The 21,638-nt window shown below is 51.8% G+C and carries 13 protein-coding genes; 12 read left to right on the forward strand and 1 reads right to left on the reverse strand.

What is annotated here, in order from left to right:
- Positions 1–42: 42 nt before the first annotated feature.
- The 12 genes from ACWJJS_RS18420 to nosA all read left to right on the forward strand — a co-directional run bounded on the left by ACWJJS_RS18420 (position 43) and on the right by nosA (position 21,341).
- The gene (locus ACWJJS_RS18420; protein WP_003155650.1) at positions 43–390 is read left to right on the forward strand and encodes a general stress protein; all 348 of its coding nucleotides are present in this window, start codon (positions 43–45) and stop codon (positions 388–390) included.
- Positions 391–553: 163 nt separating this feature from the next.
- Positions 554–1,819, forward strand: coding sequence for a pectate lyase family protein (locus tag ACWJJS_RS18425; protein ID WP_454023798.1), 1,266 nt, complete (start codon positions 554–556; stop codon positions 1,817–1,819).
- A gap of 124 nt (positions 1,820–1,943) precedes the next feature.
- On the forward strand, positions 1,944–3,380 hold the full coding sequence (locus ACWJJS_RS18430) for an anion permease (RefSeq protein ID WP_015417012.1): 1,437 nt from the start codon (positions 1,944–1,946) through the stop codon (positions 3,378–3,380).
- 106 nt (positions 3,381–3,486) lie between these two features.
- The gene (locus ACWJJS_RS18435) at positions 3,487–4,194 is read left to right on the forward strand and encodes a hypothetical protein (RefSeq protein WP_454023799.1); all 708 of its coding nucleotides are present in this window, start codon (positions 3,487–3,489) and stop codon (positions 4,192–4,194) included.
- 114 nt (positions 4,195–4,308) lie between these two features.
- On the forward strand, positions 4,309–11,610 hold the full coding sequence (locus ACWJJS_RS18440; protein WP_454023800.1) for an NTTRR-F1 domain: 7,302 nt from the start codon (positions 4,309–4,311) through the stop codon (positions 11,608–11,610).
- A 180-nt stretch (positions 11,611–11,790) separates the two neighbouring features.
- Entirely contained in the window at positions 11,791–14,349 is a 2,559-nt protein-coding gene (locus ACWJJS_RS18445) for an exosporium glycoprotein BclB-related protein (RefSeq protein ID WP_454023801.1), read from the forward strand.
- A 183-nt stretch (positions 14,350–14,532) separates the two neighbouring features.
- Positions 14,533–16,137 carry a sensor histidine kinase gene (locus tag ACWJJS_RS18450; RefSeq protein WP_102421964.1) on the forward strand — a complete coding sequence of 535 codons (1,605 nt, stop codon included), beginning with the start codon at positions 14,533–14,535 and terminating at the stop codon, positions 16,135–16,137.
- The gene (locus ACWJJS_RS18455; RefSeq protein ID WP_276788392.1) at positions 16,134–16,814 is read left to right on the forward strand and encodes a response regulator; all 681 of its coding nucleotides are present in this window, start codon (positions 16,134–16,136) and stop codon (positions 16,812–16,814) included. Before ACWJJS_RS18450 ends, ACWJJS_RS18455 begins: the two co-directional genes overlap by 4 nt.
- A gap of 12 nt (positions 16,815–16,826) precedes the next feature.
- The gene (locus ACWJJS_RS18460; RefSeq protein ID WP_278071654.1) at positions 16,827–17,789 is read left to right on the forward strand and encodes a tripartite tricarboxylate transporter substrate binding protein; all 963 of its coding nucleotides are present in this window, start codon (positions 16,827–16,829) and stop codon (positions 17,787–17,789) included.
- 192 nt (positions 17,790–17,981) lie between these two features.
- A complete protein-coding gene (locus ACWJJS_RS18465; protein WP_003155615.1) occupies positions 17,982–19,280 on the forward strand; it encodes a citrate:proton symporter in 1,299 nt (432 codons plus the stop codon).
- A 51-nt stretch (positions 19,281–19,331) separates the two neighbouring features.
- Positions 19,332–20,126, forward strand: coding sequence for an MBL fold metallo-hydrolase (locus ACWJJS_RS18470; protein ID WP_454023802.1), 795 nt, complete (start codon positions 19,332–19,334; stop codon positions 20,124–20,126).
- Between the two features lie 123 nt (positions 20,127–20,249).
- Positions 20,250–21,341, forward strand: a complete 1,092-nt coding sequence (nosA, locus tag ACWJJS_RS18475) for a nitric oxide synthase (RefSeq protein ID WP_454023803.1) — start codon at positions 20,250–20,252, stop codon at positions 21,339–21,341.
- Here the strand turns inward: nosA and ACWJJS_RS18480 are convergent.
- Entirely contained in the window at positions 21,335–21,607 is a 273-nt protein-coding gene (locus ACWJJS_RS18480; protein ID WP_454023804.1) for an acylphosphatase, read from the reverse strand. The genes nosA and ACWJJS_RS18480 overlap by 7 nt on opposite strands.
- Between the last annotated feature and the right edge of the window lie 31 nt (positions 21,608–21,638).

Consider the following 21,638-nt stretch of genomic DNA (forward strand, 5'->3'; position numbering starts at 1 on the left):
GGTAAACATCCAATATACAAAAACAAAAGGGAGGACTTATCAATGAAACCGGTAGTAAGAGAATATACAAATGATCAAAAACTGATGCAGGACGTAAAAGAGCTTCAGCAATTGGGTGTCGCAAAAGAAGACGTATATGTGCTTTCTCATGATGACGACAGAACGGACCGCCTGGCAGATAATACTGATGTCAATACCATCGGAGCGAAAGAAACGGGCATTAAACACGCGGTCGGCAATATGTTTAATAAAAAAGGCGACGAGCTCCGCAACAAAATTCACGAAATCGGCTTTTCAGAAGAGGAAGCATCACAATTTGAAAAGCGCTTAGATGAAGGAAAAGTTCTTCTGTTTGTCACGGATAACGAAAAAGTAAAATCATGGGCGTAAGCTGAACAGATCCCAAGGGGTTTTCGGTCCCTTGGGATTTTTTTGCGGTTTCCGCAATAAAACCGAAAGGCACATGCTGTACATTTTCGGTGCCGTTTCTCAACTGATTTGATAGAATTCAATTGTAATAAATTGGAACGAAAAATCAGGAGGAGCACAATTCATGAAAAAAATGTTATTTATGCTGGCGGTTTGTTTATGTATGATCCCTGCGGACGTCTATGCCGCTGACCTGGGACGGCAGACGTTAGGAACAAATGACGGCTGGGGAGCCGCTTCCGGCGGGACAACCGGCGGCGCGAAAGCCTCTTCATCGAATGTCTACACCGTATCAAACAGACAGCAGCTCGTTTCTGCATTAGGGGGAAGCGCCAACAGCACGCCGAAGATTATTTACATACAAGGCACAATCAATATGAATACGGACGACCGGAATAAAACGCTCGGCTTTAATGATTATAAAGATCCGGCATATGATCTCAACGCTTATCTGAAGGCGTACGACCCGGACAAATGGGGGAAAAAAGCGCCGTCAGGCACCCAGGAAGACGCCAGACAGCGATCTCAAAAAAACCAGAAAGCACGGGTCGTGATTGACATTCCTTCAAATACGACGATCATCGGTTTGGGTTCAAATGCCAAAGTGACAGGCGGAAGTTTTAATATAAAGAACGGCGTCGACAATGTCATCATCCGCAACATTGAATTTCAAGACGCTTACGACTATTTTCCGCAATGGGACCCGACGGACGGCAGCAGCGGCAACTGGAACTCGGAATATGACAATATCACCATTAACGGCGCGACGCACATCTGGATCGATCATTGCACCTTTAATGACGGATCGAATCCCGACAGCGGTTTTCCTTACTATTACGGGAGAAAATATCAGCACCATGACGGCCAGACGGATATAGCCAACGGGGCGAATTATATTACATTGTCCTATAATAAATATCATGACCATGACAAAGGCTCCGTCATCGGAAACAGCGACAGCAAGACGTCGGATGAAGGAAAACTGAAGGTGACCACTCACCATAACTATTACCAGAACATCGTCCAGCGTGCACCGCGGGTCCGGTACGGGCAGGTTCATATTTATAATAATTTTTACGCAGGCTCTAAAAGCGCCGCATACCCGTTCAGCTATGCGTGGGGCGCAGGCCACGCGTCAAAAATATATGCCCAGAATAATGTCTTTGAAGTGCCGGGACTGGCTGCTGATAAAGTCATCAGCGTCTTCAGCGGCGGAAAAGCGCTTCATGAAGACGGCACTCTTTTAAACGGCGCCGCAATTAACGCGTCAGCCGCCAACGGATTAAGTCAGTCCGTCGGCTGGACACCGTCATTGCACGGTTCCATCGGCTCATCATCAAATGTAAAATCAGATGTTATATCTAAAGCCGGGTCGGGTATATTAAAATAATAAACAAGAAGCACAAAGGAAAATATTCCTTTGTGTTTTTTAATTAACAAAAACGTTTATTAACTTAGTTAAGTAGTAAAATGGGATAGGGGATGGAAGACAACAAAATAGGAGGAGACCTGTAATGGCTTCAGAAAAAGACGCAAAAAAACAGCAGGCAGTAAAAATCATTCCTTTGCTTATTACTGTTGCTGTGGGATTAATCATTTGGTTTATTCCCGCGCCGTCCGGACTTGAACCTAAAGCATGGCATTTGTTCGCTATTTTTGTCGCAACAATTATCGGCTTTATCTCCAAGCCCTTGCCAATGGGCGCAATTGCAATTTTTGCATTGGCAGTCACCGCGTTAACGGGAACGCTATCTATTGAAAATACGTTAAGCGGATTTGGAAACAAGACAATCTGGCTGATTGTCATCGCCTTTTTTATTTCCCGGGGATTTATCAAAACCGGGCTCGGCGCCAGGATTTCTTACGTATTCGTACAACGGTTCGGGAAGAAAACACTCGGCCTTTCTTATTCACTGCTGTTCAGTGATTTAATTTTATCACCTGCCATTCCGAGCAACACGGCACGGGCGGGCGGCATTATTTTTCCTATTATCAGATCATTATCCGAAACTTTCGGATCAACGCCGGCAGACGGAACAGAGCGGAAAATCGGCGCTTTCTTATTAAAAACCGGTTTTCAAGGAAACTTGATTACGTCTGCGATGTTTTTGACGGCAATGGCGGCGAACCCGCTGATCGCCAAGCTGGCCCACGATGTCGCAGGGGTGGACATCACATGGACAAGCTGGGCAATCGCGGCCATTGTACCGGGATTGGCGAGCTTAATCATTACGCCGCTCGTCATTTATAAGCTGTATCCGCCGGAAATTAAAGAAACACCGGACGCGGCTAAAATCGCAACGGAAAAATTGAAAGAAATGGGTCCGTTTAAAAAATCCGAACTCTCCATGGTCATCGTCTTTTTATTGGTGCTTGCGCTGTGGATTTTCGGAGGAAGCTTAAATATCGACGCAACGACGACGGCCCTGATCGGATTATCCGTTTTGCTTTTGTCACAGGTATTAACATGGGAGGACATCAAAAAGGAACAAGGTGCATGGGATACGCTTACTTGGTTCGCGGCGCTTGTGATGCTGGCGAATTTCCTGAATGAGCTCGGCATGGTGTCTTGGTTCAGCGATATGATGAAATCATCTGTTTCCGGTTTTTCATGGATTGTGGCATTTATGATTCTGATTGTCGTGTATTATTACACGCATTACTTCTTTGCGAGTGCAACCGCGCATATCAGCGCCATGTATGCGGCATTTCTCGCCGTCATCGTGGCGGCAGGCGCTCCGCCGCTGTTGGCGGCGCTCAGCCTGGCGTTTTTCAGCAACCTTTTCGGTTCGACGACGCATTACGGATCAGGAGCGGCTCCGGTCTTTTTCGGAGCGGGTTATATATCGCAAAGCAAATGGTGGTCCATCGGCTTTATCCTGTCAATCGTCCATATTGTGACATGGCTTGTGATCGGCGGATTATGGTGGAAAGTATTAGGGTTATGGTAGAAGAAAAAAGGCAGACTCAGGTCTGCCTTTTTTTATTTCGGTAAGGAATGGGAAGGGCCTGCACATGATGACTTCAGTGCGAATAGAATATTGCCGGGGTGATAATATGAGCAGCGGCCGTAATCAATACATGATATTGAAACAGAAACCTTACAAATATATGAGCAGACATATGAAACGCCGGTATGAACAATTACCATGTGAACTTGAAAGTCCGGAAACAGGGACGGAAAAACGGTTTCCGTCTTCAGATGAAAATCGATCTGCCTTGTGCGTACCCGGGCTGCGAGGTCCCGAAGGCAAAAGAGGACCCGCCGGTTCCCGCGGTCCGCAAGGGGAGGCGGGTCCGCCCGGTTCGCCCGGTCCCCCGGGGCCTGAGGGTCCGCCGGGAGCGGTTCCTGCGGTAGCTTTTCAAAATACAGCAGAACTAATGACGATTCCGTTAGAAGGAACACCGATAAACGTGTTAAGCGCAGTGATAGCTGCGCCGACAGATCAATTGGTGAAAACGGATACCGTCATACAAGTAAATGTGGAATTAGATCCGCTCGCGTCTCATTTCTCATTGGTCTTAGCTGTCGATCTGCAAAGAAATGGCGTATCGATACAAACACAGAGACAAGAGAGGAACCTCTTTTCTTCAGGCGGGCAAATCATAGGAATTCCTTTTACGTACATCGACGAAATGAAGGCGGATGAAACAGCCGCGTATCAGCTCTATTTATCCGTCCTTTCTTCGAACTACGTAACACAAGTCGCAGCCGCAAACCGCTCCCTCATTGCGACGGGATTCCCCATTCAAGGATCGGATTAAGGTGATGAAAAGAAATCACCTTTTTTATTTAGGTTGTCAAAACACAGCCCGTATTAATATGCTGTCTTAATAAGTAAGACGGTCAACAACGGGAAGGAGAGGGAAAAAGATTGAATGAATAATCCGATTATAAACGGAAGCTTTGAAACCGGCACATTAGCGGGCTGGAGTTCGGCAAATACCCAGATTAACAGTTTGTTTGCACATTCAGGGAGATATTCTGCGCAATTTATTGGAGCTCAGCCATATGCTTACCTCAGTCAAATCGTTCCCATTTCAGCCAAGTCAGTGACTCTATTCGTATCACTCGCAACGCTTGGAAATGAGCCAAGTCCCCAAGTCACTCTCCAGATCATCTATGTCAGCGCAGCAGGTGAACAAATCAGTTCCATTCAAGAAAATATCACACCCGGAAATTTGCCGAACGTGCTCTTTCACACATGGTCTGAAATCTATAAAACAAGCAGTGTGCCTTCTGGCGCGGCCTCTGCCGTCATTGTATTAAGTAAAGTTTCTTCCGGCACGGTTTTAATAGACGATGTTTCATTGGCGCAAACCGGGGGTGAACCTGGCGTAACAGGAATTACAGGTCCCACAGGAGTGACGGGTCCCACAGGAGTGACAGGAGCAAGAGGAGCGACCGGAGTAACTGGTGCAACGGGATCAACTGGTTCAACCGGGGCATCCGGCCCAACTGGCGCCACAGGCCCAACTGGAGTAACTGGTCCGACAGGAGTAACAGGGGCGACGGGAGTAACTGGAGCTACCGGATCGACTGGTGTAACAGGAGCAAGAGGAGCAACCGGAACCACGGGAATAACCGGAGTGACTGGTTCAACAGGAGCGACCGGGCCAACGGGAGAGGCCGGTCCAACAGGAGTTACTGGCGCAACCGGATCAACAGGAGCAATAGGACCGACTGGGGTAACGGGTGTAACTGGGGTAACGGGACCAACCGGACCGACAGGAGAAACCGGTCCAACTGGCTCGACCGGGGATACTGGAGCTACTGGAGTAACTGGTGCAACAGGACCGACTGGAGTAACAGGGGCGACTGGAGAAACCGGCCCAACAGGAATCACGGGTCCAACCGGAGCAACTGGAGTAACAGGAGCAACTGGAGTAACAGGAGCCACTGGAGCAACTGGAGTAACAGGAGCCACTGGAGCAACTGGAGTAACAGGAGCCACTGGAGTGACTGGAGCAACGGGTGTGACTGGAGCCACAGGAGTAACGGGATCAACAGGAGCCACTGGAGTGACTGGGGCAACGGGGATAACCGGAGCGACTGGCGCAACAGGAGTAACAGGTTCAACCGGAGAAACGGGTCCAACAGGAGTAACAGGGGCGACTGGAGAAACTGGCCCAACAGGAATCATGGGTCCAACAGGAGCCACAGGAGTAACGGGATCAACAGGAGCCACTGGAGTGACTGGCGCAACAGGGGTAACAGGTTCAACCGGAGCAACTGGTCCAACTGGTGTAACGGGAATAACTGGTGTAACAGGACTAACTGGAGCAACTGGAGTAACAGGCCCAACCGGTCCAACGGGTGTGACTGGAGCAACGGGTGTGACTGGAGCAACGGGTGTGACTGGAGCAACGGGTGTGACTGGAGCAACGGGTGTGACTGGAGCAACTGGAGCAACTGGAGTAACAGGAGTAACGGGTGCAACCGGAGTAACAGGGCCAACAGGCTCAACCGGATCGACCGGAGTAACAGGACCAACTGGAGCAACGGGAGTAACAGGAGCAACGGGGATAACCGGAGCGACTGGTGTAACCGGTCCAACAGGGTCAACTGGTTCAACCGGAGCAACCGGTCCAACTGGTGTAACGGGCTCAACTGGAGTAACAGGAGCAACCGGTCCAACGGGAGAGGCCGGTCCAACCGGATCAACAGGCTCAACCGGAATAACAGGCTCAACCGGAATAACAGGGGCAACAGGATCGACAGGAGCAATTGGTTCAACCGGACCGACTGGCTCAACGGGAGAAACCGGCCTAACCGGTGTAACGGGATCAACCGGTGTAACAGGGTCAACAGGAGAAACCGGAGCGACTGGTGTAACTGGGTCAACAGGAATAACCGGTGTAACTGGAGCAACCGGCCCAACCGGTGCAACGGGGGTAACTGGAGAAATTGGCCCAACCGGTGCAACGGGGGTAACTGGAGAAATTGGCCCAACGGGAGAGACCGGTCCAACCGGAGTAACAGGAGCAACAGGATCGACTGGCATAACGGGTTCAACCGGCCCAACAGGTGTAACAGGTTCGACCGGAGCAACCGGCCCAACTGGAGTAACAGGTTCAACGGGAGAAACGGGTCCAACCGGAATCATGGGTCCAACAGGAGTAACCGGGGCAACGGGATCGACAGGCTCAACCGGAGCGACTGGAGCAACAGGAGCAACCGGTCCAACTGGAGTTACTGGAGCGACCGGAGAAACTGGGGCAACGGGAGTAACCGGTCCAACCGGAGTAACAGGATCGACAGGACCAACAGGTTCAATCGGAGAAACCGGAGCAACCGGCCCAACCGGCCCAACGGGAGAGACCGGTCCAACCGGAGTAACAGGAGCAACAGGATCGACTGGCATAACGGGTTCAACCGGCCCAACAGGTGTAACAGGTTCGACCGGAGCAACCGGCCCAACTGGAGTAACAGGTTCAACGGGAGAAACGGGTCCAACCGGAATCATGGGTCCAACAGGAGTAACCGGGGCAACGGGATCGACAGGCTCAACCGGAGCGACTGGAGCAACAGGAGCAACCGGTCCAACTGGAGTTACTGGAGCGACCGGAGAAACTGGGGCAACGGGAGTAACCGGTCCAACCGGAGTAACAGGATCGACAGGACCAACAGGTTCAATCGGAGAAACCGGAGCAACCGGCCCAACCGGCCCAACGGGAGAGACCGGTCCAACCGGAGAAACGGGTGCAACAGGATCGACAGGACCAACAGGGCCAACAGGTTTAACAGGATCAACAGGAGCAACCGGAACCACGGGTTCAACCGGAATGACTGGAGTAACAGGAACAACCGGTTCGACTGGTGTAACCGGTGCAACGGGAGAAACTGGCCCAACGGGAGAGACCGGTCCAACCGGAGAAACGGGTGCAACAGGATCGACAGGACCAACAGGACCAACAGGTGTAACAGGATCAACAGGAGCAACCGGAACCACGGGTTCAACCGGAATGACTGGAGTAACAGGCTCAACCGGTTCAACTGGTGTAACCGGTGCAACGGGAGAAACTGGCCCAACCGGCGTAACTGGTGCAACAGGAGTGACTGGGTCAACAGGAATAAACGGTGAAACAGGAGCGACGGGAGTAACAGGCCCAACAGGAGTAACAGGTTCAACGGGAGAAACGGGACCAACCGGAGCCACGGGAGTAACTGGTTCAACTGGAATAACCGGATCGACCGGTCCAACCGGAGCGACTGGGGTAACGGGTGTAACCGGGGGAACGGGAACAACCGGACCGACAGGACCGACAGGAGTAACCGGTCCAACCGGAGTAACAGGAACAACCGGATCGACAGGACCAACAGGGCCAACAGGTTTAACAGGATCAACAGGAGCAACCGGAACCACGGGTTCAACCGGAGCGACCGGAGTAACTGGAATAACGGGCCCAACAGGATCGACAGGCCCAACCGGAGCAACAGGTTCAATCGGAGAAACCGGTCCAACCGGGGTAACAGGTTCAACGGGAGTAACTGGAGCAACAGGAGTAACCGGAACCACGGGTTCAACCGGAATAACTGGAGTAACAGGAACAACCGGTTCGACTGGTGTAACTGGAGAAACTGGCCCAACCGGCGCAACAGGGCCAACCGGAGAAACCGGAACCACGGGCTCAACCGGAGTAACAGGGGCAGCAGGAGAAACCGGTGCAACGGGAGTAACTGGAGCAACCGGCCCAACTGGAGTAACAGGTTCAACGGGAGAAACGGGTCCAACCGGAGCAATCGGCTTGACCGGTGTAACAGGCCCAACAGGTGTAACAGGAGAAACCGGAGCAACCGGTGTAACGGGAGAAACCGGCCCAACCGGCGTAACTGGTGCAACAGGAGTGACTGGGTCAACAGGAATAACCGGAGCGACCGGTCCAACCGGAGAAACGGGTGCAACAGGACCAACAGGACCAACAGGACCAACAGGGCCAACAGGTGTAACAGGAGCAACAGGAGCAACAGGAGCAACAGGAGCAACTGGAACCACGGGTTCAACCGGAATGACTGGAGTAACAGGCTCAACCGGTTCAACTGGTGTAACCGGTGCAACGGGAGAAACTGGCCCAACCGGCGTAACTGGTGCAACAGGAGTGACTGGGTCAACAGGAGAAACCGGCGCGACCGGTGTAACAGGGTCAACAGGAATAACCGGTGTAACTGGCCCAACCGGAGAAACTGGTGCAACGGGAGAAACCGGCGCAACCGGTGTAACAGGGTCAACAGGAATAACCGGAGAAACGGGATCGACAGGCCCAACCGGCACAACCGGTGTAACGGGAGTGACTGGGTCAACGGGGATAACCGGAGCGACTGGAGCAACCGGCGCAACCGGAATAACAGGGGCAACGGGTTTAACGGGAGTGACTGGTTCAACCGGAGAAACCGGCCCAACCGGAGCAACCGGTCCAACCGGGGTAACAGGTTCAACGGGAGTAACTGGAGCAGCAGGAGAAACCGGTGCAACGGGAGTAACTGGAGCAACCGGTCCAACAGGTGTAACAGGCTCAACCGGAGCAACCGGTGTAACGGGAGAAACCGGCCCAACCGGCGTAACTGGTGCAACAGGAGTGACTGGGTCAACAGGAGAAACCGGCGCGACCGGTGTAACAGGGTCAACAGGAATAACCGGAGCGACCGGTCCAACCGGCCCAACAGGTGTAACAGGAGAAACCGGAACCACGGGATCAACCGGAGTAACTGGGACAACGGGAGAAACCGGTTCAACTGGAGTGACTGGAGCAACGGGGATAACAGGAGCAACAGGCTCAACCGGTGCAACAGGAGCGACCGGAATAACGGGATCAACCGGAGCAACAGGCGCAACTGGTGTAACCGGGCTAACTGGGATAACAGGCGCGACGGGCCCAACCGGTGTGACTGGCCCAACAGGGGTTACTGGCTCAACAGGAGAAACCGGTTCAACTGGAGTGACTGGCGCAACCGGTACAACCGGAATGACAGGCCCAACCGGTCCAACGGGTGTGACTGGAGCAACGGGAGTAACTGGGGCGACCGGAGAAACCGGCCCAACCGGAATCACGGGTCCAACAGGGCCAACAGGAGCAACAGGAGAAACCGGAGCGACCGGTGTAACTGGGTCAACAGGAATAACCGGACCGACTGGCTCAACGGGAGAAACCGGTTCAACCGGAGCAACGGGTGCATCCGGGGCGACCGGCGCAACGGGAATAACTGGAGAAACCGGCCCAACTGGGGTCACGGGCTCAACTGGTGTAACAGGTCCAACTGGATCGACTGGTGCAACAGGAGTAACAGGCACAACCGGAGAAACCGGTGTAACAGGGCCAACAGGAGAAACAGGCTCGACCGGGGCAACCGGAGCTACTGGAGTAACCGGCCCAACCGGAGCAACGGGTTCAACCGGAGAAACCGGTGTAACAGGTCCAACCGGAGAAACCGGAACCACGGGTTCAACCGGAGTAACAGGTTCAACGGGAGTAACTGGAGCAACAGGACCGACTGGAGCAACCGGAGAAACTGGCTCGACCGGGGATACCGGAGCTACTGGAGTAACCGGCGCAACAGGGGCAACGGGGGTAACTGGAGAAATCGGCCCAACGGGAGAGGCCGGTCCAACCGGATCGACAGGACCAACCGGCGCAACAGGGCCAACAGGTTTAACAGGATCAACAGGAGCAACCGGAACCACGGGCTCAACTGGTGTAACGGGAGCAACCGGCTCAACCGGCGCGACTGGGGTAACGGGTATAACCGGAGCAACCGGAGCGACCGGCGCAACGGGAATAACTGGAGAAACCGGCGCAACGGGAGAGACTGGTCCAACCGGAGCAACAGGAGCAACAGGATTGACTGGCATAACGGGTTCAACCGGCCCAACAGGAGTAACAGGAGCAACCGGTTCGACTGGTGTAACTGGTGCAACAGGAGTGACTGGGTCAACAGGAGAAACCGGAGCGACCGGTGTAACAGGGTCAACAGGAATAACCGGAGCAACGGGGATAACAGGAGCAACAGGTGCAACCGGGCTAACTGGAATAACAGGCGCGACGGGCCCAACCGGTGTGACTGGCCCAACAGGGGTTACTGGCTCAACAGGAGAAACCGGAGCAACTGGATCGACAGGCTCAACCGGTACAACCGGCCCGACTGGTGTAACCGGCGCAACCGGAGTAACAGGCCCAACCGGCGCAACAGGGCCAACAGGAGAAACCGGTGCAACGGGGGTAACCGGAGAAATCGGCCCAACGGGAGAGACCGGTCCAACCGGAGTAACAGGAGCAACAGGATCGACTGGCATAACGGGTTCAACCGGCCCAACTGGTGTAACAGGTTCGACCGGAGAAACCGGCCCAACTGGTGTAACAGGTTCGACCGGAGAAACCGGCCCAACTGGTGTAACAGGTTCGACCGGTGTAACAGGCCCAACAGGTGTAACAGGCTCAACCGGCCCAACAGGTGCAACGGGAGTAACTGGAGCGACCGGAGTAACTGGTGCAACGGGAGAAACTGGCCCAACAGGATCAACAGGCTCAACCGGAATAACAGGAGCAACAGGTGCAACCGGAGTAACCGGAGTAACCGGAGTAACTGGAGTAACAGGATCAACAGGCTCAACCGGAATAACAGGAGCGACAGGTACAACAGGCCTAACGGGTCCAACTGGAGCAACGGGAGTGACAGGAGCAACCGGCACAACCGGCCCGACTGGTGTAACCGGGGCAACCGGAGTAACGGGCCCAACAGGCCCAACAGGCCCAACAGGCCCAACCGGCGCCACAGGCAGTACACCAACCTTGCTCTTCACAAGAACCAACGGGCCGCTCACTGTTTATCCGCCGTTAAATACAGAGGTTCCCATTGCTACGCTGGCAATCCCGGTTAACGCTTTGCAGAATGTAAAGCTTGATTATGCACTCAGTGTCGCGCTAACAACTGCAGCGAATTCAAACTTTGTTTTTGAAGTGAGATTATATAGGGGAGCAGTGCAAATTCATACAAGAACTCTGTCGCGAACTAATACTACCGCAGCTACGGATAGTTTTTCGATTGCTGATACAACAGTGGATACAGCGCCGACCGCAGGAACAAATACGTACCAGTTGAGAGTTGTTTTCACAACTGCAAATAATATAACAGCAGCGTCAGCTCTCAATATCGATTTTAACAGCATTCGTTTCCCGACAACCTAATGACAATAGCAGACTGATATTTTAAAGATGAAAGACCTGACTTATGCACAGTTAGGTCTTTTTTCTCTAAAAGCTGTGCATGGTGCAGCCTTAAGAACATTTGAAAATTCGCCCAATAGAAATGGGATTTTGCCACACCTTTTTCTTTTGCGGAAATATTATGCAAGAAGAGGTGGTGTAATGAGAAAAGGAGATACTTGGTATAACAGATACGACTCTTGGGATTACGACTGCCGGAATTGTAATGAGTGCTGCTGTCATTTTCAACATAAAAGAAGAAATCAAAGGCGCAGTTATCAAAATCGGGCCCATTGCTGTGAAGAATTCTGTTGCAAAACCTCTTGCTGTCATGAAAGATGGTGTCCATGCTGTCATCCAAATCATTTTCATGTAAGAGGATTCACCGGAGCAACGGGGTGCACCGGAGCAACGGGGCTGACCGGAGCAACGGGGTTCACTGGAGCAACAGGGCTGACCGGAGCAACAGGGCTGACCGGAGCAACGGGGTTCACTGGAGCAACAGGGCTGACCGGAGCAACAGGGCTGACTGGAGCTACGGGGTTCACTGGAGCAACAGGGCTGACCGGAGCAACGGGCTCGACCGGGAATACAGGCGCGACTGGTGTAACCGGTGCCACGGGAGCAACCGGAGTAACGGGAGCAACCGGGGTAACCGGAGTTACTGGAGTAACGGGCTTGACCGGAGCCACCGGGATCACCGGAGTCACTGGAGTAACCGGGGTAACGGGAGTAACAGGCGCCACCGGGGTAACAGGCGCCACCGGGGTAACAGGCGCCACCGGAGTAACAGGCGCTACCGGAGTAACGGGATCAACTGGAGTCACAGGAGCAACCGGGGTAACCGGAGCCATCGGAGCTACTGGAGTAACGGGCTTAACCGGAGCAACCGGAGCTACTGGATCTACCGGAATAACGGGAGCAACCGGAGTAACAGGAGCAACCGGAGATACTGGATCTACCGGAATAACAGGAGCCACCGGGGTAACAGGAGCAACCGGAGTAGCAGGGGCTACCGGAGTAACAGGAGCAACCGGAGTAACAGGAGCAACCGGAGTAACAGGGGCTATCGGAGTAACAGGTGCTACCGGAGTAACAGGCGCCACCGGGATAACGGGAGCCACTGGGATCACCGGAGCTACTGGAGTAACGGGCTTGACCGGAGCAACCGGGATAACGGGAGTAACAGGAGCTACAGGAGCTACAGGATTAACGGGAGCAACCGGGGTAACAGGTGCTACCGGAGTAACGGGAGCAACCGGGATCACCGGAGCTACTGGAGTAACAGGCGCCACCGGGGTAACGGGAGTAACAGGAGCGACAGGAATAACGGGAGCCACCGGAGAAACAGGCGCCACCGGGATCACCGGAGTCACAGGAGTAACGGGAGTAACAGGAGCAACCGGGGATACTGGAGCAACCGGAATAACAGGCGCCACCGGAGTAACAGGTGCTACCGGAGTAACCGGGGATACTGGGATAACGGGAGCCACCGGAGTAACCGGGATCACCGGAGTAACTGGATCAACTGGAGTAACCGGAGAAACGGGAGCAACCGGAGCTACTGGATCTACCGGAATAACGGGAGCAACCGGAGTAACAGGAGCTACAGGAATAACGGGAGCAACCGGGGTAACCGGAGCCACTGGAGTAACGGGCTTGACCGGAGCAACCGGAGCTACTGGAGCTACTGGATCTACCGGAATAACGGGAGCAACCGGAGTAACAGGCGCTACCGGAGTAACGGGAGCAACCGGGATAACGGGAGCAACCGGGATAACGGGAGTAACAGGAGCTACAGGAATAACAGGAGCAACCGGGGTAACAGGTGCTACCGGAGTAACGGGATCAACTGGAGTAACCGGGGTAACGGGAGTAACAGGAGCAACCGGGGATACTGGAGCAACCGGAATAACAGGCGCCACCGGAGTAACAGGGGCTACCGGAGTAACCGGGGATACTGGGATAACGGGAGCCACCGGAGTAACCGGAGTAACCGGGATCACCGGAGTAACGGGAGCAACTGGAGTAACCGGAGTAACAGGCGCCACCGGAGTAACAGGCGCTACCGGAGTCACAGGAGCGACAGGAATAACGGGAGCTACCGGAGTAACGGGAGCCACAGGTGTAACTGGGGTAACGGGAACAACCGGAGTAACAGGCGCAACTGGGATCACCGGAGCCACTGGAATAACCGGAGCAGGCGCGATCATTCCTTATGCTTCAGGTTTTCCCACTGCCGTGACGACCATTGCCGGCGGATTAATCGGAACGGTGAGCCTTGTCGGGTTCGGCAATTCTGTGACGGGCGTCAATGTCGGAGGTGGAGGCGCAATTGATCTTACCGGGGCTGGAGGAACTCTGCTGAACTTTGCTTTTTCTGCTCCGAGAAGCGGAACCATTACATCAATTGCCGCCTATTTCAGTACAACCGCAGCATTGTCGCTTGTCGGCTCGACTGTTACGATAACCGCACAACTATACAGTTCTACTGTGCCGAACAATACGTTCACGCCGATCCCCGGAGCATCCGTCACTTTAGCTCCTCCCCTCACCGGCGTATTGTCAATCGGCAGCATCAGCAACGGAATCACGACAGGGCTGAACATTGCGGTAACTCCTCAAACCCGGCTGTTAATGGTATTCTCCGCCACTGCTACAGGCCTTTCGCTTATTAATACAGTGGCGGGATATGCAAGCGCGGGAGTTACAATTTCCTGATAGATTGCAGACTGACTTCGGTCAGTCTTTTTTATGTGTTATATCAATTGTGTAAAAGTAAATATATACCTATCATCACCTTTTTGGTAAGCCGCAAGAGAAAAAGATCACGAAAATTCTCAAAAATGAGAAATAAAGATTTAAAAAATGGTATGATTTTAGGAGGAAAGGACGGCTGGTGCTGTGTTGGAAGCGAAGCGGTTTTATGTCTCTCTGCAAATGAAAATCGCCGGATTAATTACGGCTTTATTAATACTTGTTATCGGAACGCTCACGGTTATATTTGCCTTTCAGCAATTAAAGGAAGGGCAGAAGCAGGCTGAACAGCTGGCGGTGCAAACGGCAAAAACCATTTCATATTTGCCTCCCGTAAAAGAGGCGTTCCGGCTTGCGGATCAAGAGGCTTTTACAAAGTTAGACGTCATTGAACAAATGAAAGAACAGGCAGGCGCGCACGCCGTCTACATCACTGATCAAAAAGGGCATGTTGCATTTCATTCGGCCCGAAGCAGTATTCCGAAAGAAAATCAAAATCTGCAAAACAAAACCGTCATGTTCGGCGGGTCTCCGGTTTCCGACGGAATGAAGGCCGTCCGGGGAAGCGCCCCGGTTATTTTGGAGGAAAAAAATCATAACGAAGTCGTCGGAACGGTGACAGTCGAGTTTCTACAAGATGAGATAGAAAAAGATATGAAAGCGCACCTGCGGCATTTAGGCTATTTTGCATGTTTGGTGTTTCTTATCGGCATCGGGGGAGCAGCAGCGCTCGCAAAAAGCATCCGTAAAGATACACTCGGCCTTGAACCGCATGAAATTGCAGCGCTGTACAGGGAACGCAATGCGATGCTCCTTGCGATTAAAGAAGGGATTATCGCCGTAAACAAAGAAGGCGCGGTAACCATGATGAATTTATCTGCGGCTGATATGCTGAATCTTCCGGAACCGATGATCGGAAGGCATATAAAAGAAATCATGCCGGGCGCAAAGCTCATGCCGGTGTTGGCAGGGGGAGAAATACCGCCGAACGTGGAGGTGCGTGCCGGAGATAAAGTATTTATCTTAAATGTGAAAGAAATGAAGCAGACCGGACAAGTATACGGAGCGGTGATCAGCTTCCGCGAAAAAACGGAGCTCAAGAAACTGATCAACAAGCTGACTGAAATGAAAAAATACTCGGAGGATCTCCGGGCGCAAACGCATGAATTCTCGAATAAGCTTTACGCGATACTCGGTCTGTTAGAGCTGGGAGAATATAATGAAGCCATTGAACTGATAAAAGAAGAGTACGCCATCCAGAATGAACAGCATGAAATCCTCTTTCAAAACATTCATTCACAGCGGGTTCAGGCCATACTATTAGGAAAAATGGGAAAGGCGTCTGAGAAGAAAGTGAAGCTTTCAATAGATGAAAACAGCTTTTTAGAATCGCTGCCGGAGCATGTGGGTTCATCCCAGCTCATTACGATCATCGGAAATCTTATTGATAACGCTTTCGAAGCCGTCGCCGAAAAAGAGAAAAAAGAGGTATCCTTTTTCATGACCGATATCGGCAGGGATATCGTCATCGAAGTGGCGGACTCAGGAGACGGCGTGCCTCAGGAAAAAACAGAAACGATATTTGAAAAGGGCTACTCTTCAAAGGGGACTAGGAGAGGATACGGCTTAGCCAATCTGAAAGAAGCCGTCAGTGAATTGCAGGGATCGATAGAGATTTCGCAGCAAAAGAGCGGCGGTGCTGTATTTACGGTGTTTATACCGAAAGAAAGGCCAAAGGGGGAATCGGTGTGATTAACATCGCGATTGCAGAGGACGACTTTCGAATAGCGCAAATTCACGAAAAATTTATCGAACATCTTGATGGATTCAATGTCATCGGCAAAGCAATCAATGCCAAAGACACCATATCGCTGCTTGAGAAACGGCAGCCTGATCTGCTGCTTTTGGATATTTATATGCCGGATGAGCTGGGAACAGATCTGCTCCCGCTTATCCGCGGCCGTTTTCCTTCCGTTGATATCATCATTATTACGGCTTCTGCCGAAACAAGGCTGCTGCAGGAAGCGCTCAGATCAGGCGTTTCCCACTATGTCATAAAACCGGTGTCGGCACATAAATTTACAGAAGTGCTTTTGCAGTACCGTGAAAAAAGAGAATGGCTGCACTCACAGCCGGAGCTGAGCCAGTCCGTGATCGACATGTTTTTCGGAAGCGGTCAGAAAGAACAAAAACAGCACAATGATCTGCCGACAGGCATTAATTCGATTACGCTTCAAAAAATCAAAAACGCGCTCAGGGCGGCCCAAAAAGGGATGACGGCTGAAGAACTGGGCGAAAAAATGGGCGCCTCCAGAACAACGGCGCGGCGCTATGCCGAGTTTCTCGTTTCTCGGGAAGAAGCGCTCGCTGAATTAGAGTACGGCATTATCGGCAGGCCGGAACGGAAATATTATTTAGCACATGAATAAGGGATGGGAGAAATGAAGCGGTTGGGAGTGCTTCTTGTCATGCTGGCGGCGCTGGTTTCTTTTGACGGACGGCAGATGGCGGGCTTCCGCTCAGCTGAAGGGCCGGTTGAAATTGTCGTCCCGGCAGCGCCTCAAGGGGGCTGGGACGTAACGGCAAAAGCTTTGCAATCGGTAATAGAGCGGAAGCAAATATTAGGCCGGCCCGTAAAGATCATCTATAAACCCGGCGGAGGCGGAGACAGCGGCTGGAAATATGTAAACGAACGAAAAACGGATGTCATCAGTATGAATTCAAGCCTGCTGTTAAGCAATGAAATTTTGGGACAAAGCCGGCTGAAGGCAGCTGATTTTACGCCTTTGGCCATTATCGCAAAAGAGTGGCAGACCGTCGCTCTTCCGAAGGATTCAAAGATAAAAAGCGGAAGTCGGCTGCTCGGCGATATTAAAGCAAATCCGGGCGGCATAAAAATCGGATTTGCGCCCGGCCTCGGAAATGATGACCAGCTCTCCTTTGCGAGAGCGGCGGAAATGGCCGGAATTTCTCCGTTTGATATCCGCTTTTTTCAATACGGGAGCAGTAATGAAGTCATTGCAGCTCTTATCAGTCACGAGATAGACGCCGCCTCAATGACCATTTCAGAAGCGAGAGACGCCTATCGGAAAGGGAAAATCACATTGGCGGCCGTTACGTCTGACAAAAGGCTCTCCGGCTTCAGCGATGTGCCGACATGGAAAGAGCAGGGGGTGCCGTTTGTCTTTGCGCACTGGAGAGGCATCATGGGGCCGAAAGACATGACCGAAGGCGAGATCGCCTATTGGGATCAGGCTTTGAAACAGATTACTTCATCCGCGGAGTGGAAGCAAATGTTGAAAAAACGGGATTGGGAGAGCTTTTATAAAAACAGCAGCGGCGCAAAACGCTTTTTAGAAGAGCAGACCGAGTTCTATAAAGAGATGATGAGCAGCGAAAAATAAGCCTTCCGCATATTTGCGGAAGGCTTTTGATTTATAAATGAACAAAATGAACGAAAAGGTTATAAAAAATTAAAAATCTTTAAAATCCAAAATATTTACTTCAATATCCAATTCTCATAAGATAGCAAAAAGGCGGATAAAGGGAATCGGGCCTTTAAAATGTAAGCGTATTCATAATAAGGGGGACATACTGTGTTAGCAATCTTAGGCTTTCTTATGATGCTTGTTTTTATGGTGCTGATTATGACAAAACGGCTTTCAGTGTTAACGGCGCTCGTATTAACGCCGATCGTGTTTGCGCTGATTGCCGGGTTTTCTTTTAACCGGGTCGGCGAGATGATGATCTCCGGCATTGAACAGGTGGCGCCGATCGCAGTGATGATTATGTTTGCGATTCTTTATTTCGGCATTATGATTGATACCGGTTTATTTGATCCGATGGTGTCGCGTATTTTAAAGCTGGTTAAAGGCGACCCGCTCAAAATTGTAGTCGGAACAGCCGTTTTGACCATGCTTGTCGCACTGGACGGAGACGGCTCGACGACGTATATGATTACGACAAGCGCAATGCTGCCTTTGTATATCATGCTCGGAATCCGTCCGATTATTTTAGCGGGAATCGCCGGGGTCGGCATGGGTATCATGAACACGATACCATGGGGCGGCGCGACGCCGCGTGCGGCGAGTGCGCTCGGCGTTGACCCGGCAGAGCTGACGGGGCCGATGCTGCCCGTCATCGCGAGCGGAATGGTGTGTATGATTGTGGTCGCTTATGTACTCGGAAGGATGGAACGGAAACGGCTCGGGGTGATCGAATTAAAGCAGCCGTCCCATACAAATGAAACGGCTGCGGCTGCGGAAGATGAATGGAAGCGGCCGAAACTGTGGTGGTTCAATTTACTGTTAACGCTTTCTTTAGTGGGATTTTTAGTGTCAGGAAAAGTGAATTTAACCGTGCTGTTCATCATTGCGTTTTGTATCGCGCTGATTGTCAACTATCCGAAACTTAACGATCAAAGGGAGCGCATTTCAGCCCATTCGAGCAATGTGCTTGCGATCGGTTCGATGATTTTTGCCGCAGGCGTGTTTACCGGAATTTTAACGGGGACGAAGATGGTTGATGAAATGGCCATTTCCCTCGTATCGCTTATTCCGGAACAGATGGGAGGTTTTATTCCGGCGATTGTTGCCTTAACGAGCGGTATCTTTACGTTTCTGATGCCTAATGACGCCTATTTTTACGGCGTGTTGCCCATTTTATCTGAGACTGCCGTGGCGTACGGTGTAGATAAGGTGGAAATCGCCCGCGCTTCGATTATCGGCCAGCCGATTCATATGTTAAGCCCGCTCGTGCCGTCGACGCATTTATTAGTCGGGCTTGCCGGGGTCACCATTGATGAACACCAGAAATTTGCGATGAAATGGGCGGTTCTTGCCGTTATCGTCATGACGGCCTTTGCGCTCATCATCGGCGCAATCACGATTTTTTAACATAAAACACCCGGTTCGTCGCACACTAAAGGCATCAGAGGAGGTGCCATGATGAGTGATCCGTTTATGCCGCTTTTTTCAGTGAGAAGCGGCGCCGGTTTTAAAGCGGCGGACGGCGTTTACGGACTGACCGTGCAGATTGCGAATGTTTACTTTATCGAAAATCCCTCAGCTCCGCGGGAAATCATTCTGGTTGACGCGGGAATGCCTCAATCGGCGGAGATGATAACAGAAGAAATGAAACGCCGATTCAAAGAGGGGTATGAGCTGAAGGCGGTCATTTTGACACACGGTCATTTTGATCATGTCGGTGCGATTGAAGAACTGCTTGAGCTTTGGGATGTGCCGGTTTACATTCATGAAAAGGAGCTCCCGTACGTCACGGGGAAAGCGGATTATCCGCCTGCCAGGCCCGATGCGAAAAAAGGGCTTGTCGCAAAGCTGTCACCGCTGTTTCCGCGCCATACGATCCGCATTCCGTCCGTTCAGGCACTGCCTTCAGACGGTACCGTTCCGTTTCTTGAGGAATGGAGATGGGTGCATACGCCAGGCCACACACCCGGCCATATTTCATTATTCCGGGATAAAGACCGCGTGCTGCTTGCCGGTGATGCCGTGATCACTGTTGAACAGGAATCGCTTGCGGACGTTGTCATACAAAAGCAAGAGCTTCACGGGCCGCCCGCCTATTTTACAGCGGATACGCAGACGGCGGTCGCATCCGTTCAGAAACTGGCGGAACTGGAGCCGGAAGCGCTTTTGACGGGTCACGGAATTCCGATGACGGGAAAAAACTACCGTGAGGATTTGCTTACACTGGCTGAAAAACTGCATTCCGTTTTGTGAAACACCTGCGAAAATCACAGGTGTTTTTTCTTTGCAGTTTCCAGTATGATACAAAAAAACCATTGTGTTCACACCTAAAAACGATACAATGGGAAACAGATGTAAATTGAAGGAGAGAGTTTTTTGAAACATACGGAAATACTTTGGGATGAGGCGAAGGATTTTATTGATGTCTGCTATCACGAACTCGGAATGGAATCGCAAATCAACGCGCGACTGCACGCGATAAAAGATGAGATAGATCGGACGGGAAGTTACGTCCATACGGCGGAAGAGCTTGAACACGGGGCGAAAATGGCGTGGCGCAACAGCAATCGCTGTATCGGGCGTCTGTTCTGGCAATCGCTGAACGTCATTGACCGGCGCAATGTGAACACGAAAGAAGAGGTGCGTGACGCATTATTTGAACATATTGAAATCGCCACGAACGGCGGAAAAATTAAACCGACGATTACGATTTTACCTCCTGAGAAGAATGGGGAGAAACAAGTGGAAATCTGGAATCACCAGCTCATCCGCTATGCGGGATATGAGACTGAAAAAGGAAGAGTCGGTGATCCGGCATCATATGAGCTGACGGCTGTCTGCGAAAAACTCGGCTGGCGCGGGAAGCGGACCGATTTTGATATTCTGCCGCTGCTTTTCCGGATGAAAGGGGACGGGCAGCCGGTCTGGTATGACCTGCCTCAGACGCTCGTGAAAGAAGTGCCGATCACCCATCCGGATATTGAAGAGTTTGCCGATTTAAATCTCAGATGGTACGGGGTTCCGATTATCGCCGATATGAGGCTTGAAATCGGCGGACTGTCGTACAACGCGGCGCCTTTTAACGGATGGTATATGGGAACCGAAATCGGCGCAAGGAATCTTGCTGACGAAAAGCGGTATGATATGCTCAAAAAAGCCGCTTCGGTCATGGGGATTTCCGCCAGCCTGAATACTGACCTGTGGAAAGATCAGGTGCTGGTGGAACTGAATAAGGCAGTGCTCTATTCATACAAAAAACACGGTGTCAGCATTGTCGATCACCATACGGCCGCGAATCAATTTAAGCGCTTTGAAGAACAGGAACAAGACGCGGGCAGAAAGCTGACGGGCGACTGGACCTGGCTGATTCCGCCGATCTCGCCGGCTTCCACCCACATTTTTCATAAATCATATGACGATACGATTGTGAAGCCGAATTATTTTTATCAGGACAAGCCTTATCAGTAACTGATGAAAAAGGTGCGGTACCCTTTCAGACGGTGTGATTCTTCGATGGTTACGTTTGTGACATTTGAGAAGGGGCTGCCTTTTCTGACCGCTTCGGCAAATTGTTTTAACGACTCTTCAGGGCCTTCGGCAAGGATTTCCACCCGGCCGTCATCACGGTTTTTTACCCAGCCGGCTATCTTATGTCTGTCGGCTTCCATCTGGACGAAGTAGCGAAAACCTACGCCCTGAACCCGGCCGTCTGCAATCATATGATACTGAAGCATGGAAAAACCACCTTTTTCTTACTATGATAAA

It is taken from the genome of Bacillus sp. JK106 (assembly GCF_053663355.1).

Coding starts and splice junctions, on each gene's coding strand:
- ACWJJS_RS18470 (WP_454023802.1), top strand. CDS start 19,332: ATGAGTGATCCGTTTATGCCGCTTTTTTCAGTGAGAAGCGGCGCCGGT.
- ACWJJS_RS18480 (WP_454023804.1), bottom strand. CDS start 21,607: ATGCTTCAGTATCATATGATTGCAGACGGCCGGGTTCAGGGCGTAGGT.
- ACWJJS_RS18430 (WP_015417012.1), top strand. CDS start 1,944: ATGGCTTCAGAAAAAGACGCAAAAAAACAGCAGGCAGTAAAAATCATT.
- ACWJJS_RS18420 (WP_003155650.1), top strand. CDS start 43: ATGAAACCGGTAGTAAGAGAATATACAAATGATCAAAAACTGATGCAG.
- ACWJJS_RS18460 (WP_278071654.1), top strand. CDS start 16,827: ATGAAGCGGTTGGGAGTGCTTCTTGTCATGCTGGCGGCGCTGGTTTCT.
- ACWJJS_RS18440 (WP_454023800.1), top strand. CDS start 4,309: ATGAATAATCCGATTATAAACGGAAGCTTTGAAACCGGCACATTAGCG.
- ACWJJS_RS18425 (WP_454023798.1), top strand. CDS start 554: ATGAAAAAAATGTTATTTATGCTGGCGGTTTGTTTATGTATGATCCCT.
- ACWJJS_RS18435 (WP_454023799.1), top strand. CDS start 3,487: ATGAGCAGCGGCCGTAATCAATACATGATATTGAAACAGAAACCTTAC.
- ACWJJS_RS18445 (WP_454023801.1), top strand. CDS start 11,791: ATGAGAAAAGGAGATACTTGGTATAACAGATACGACTCTTGGGATTAC.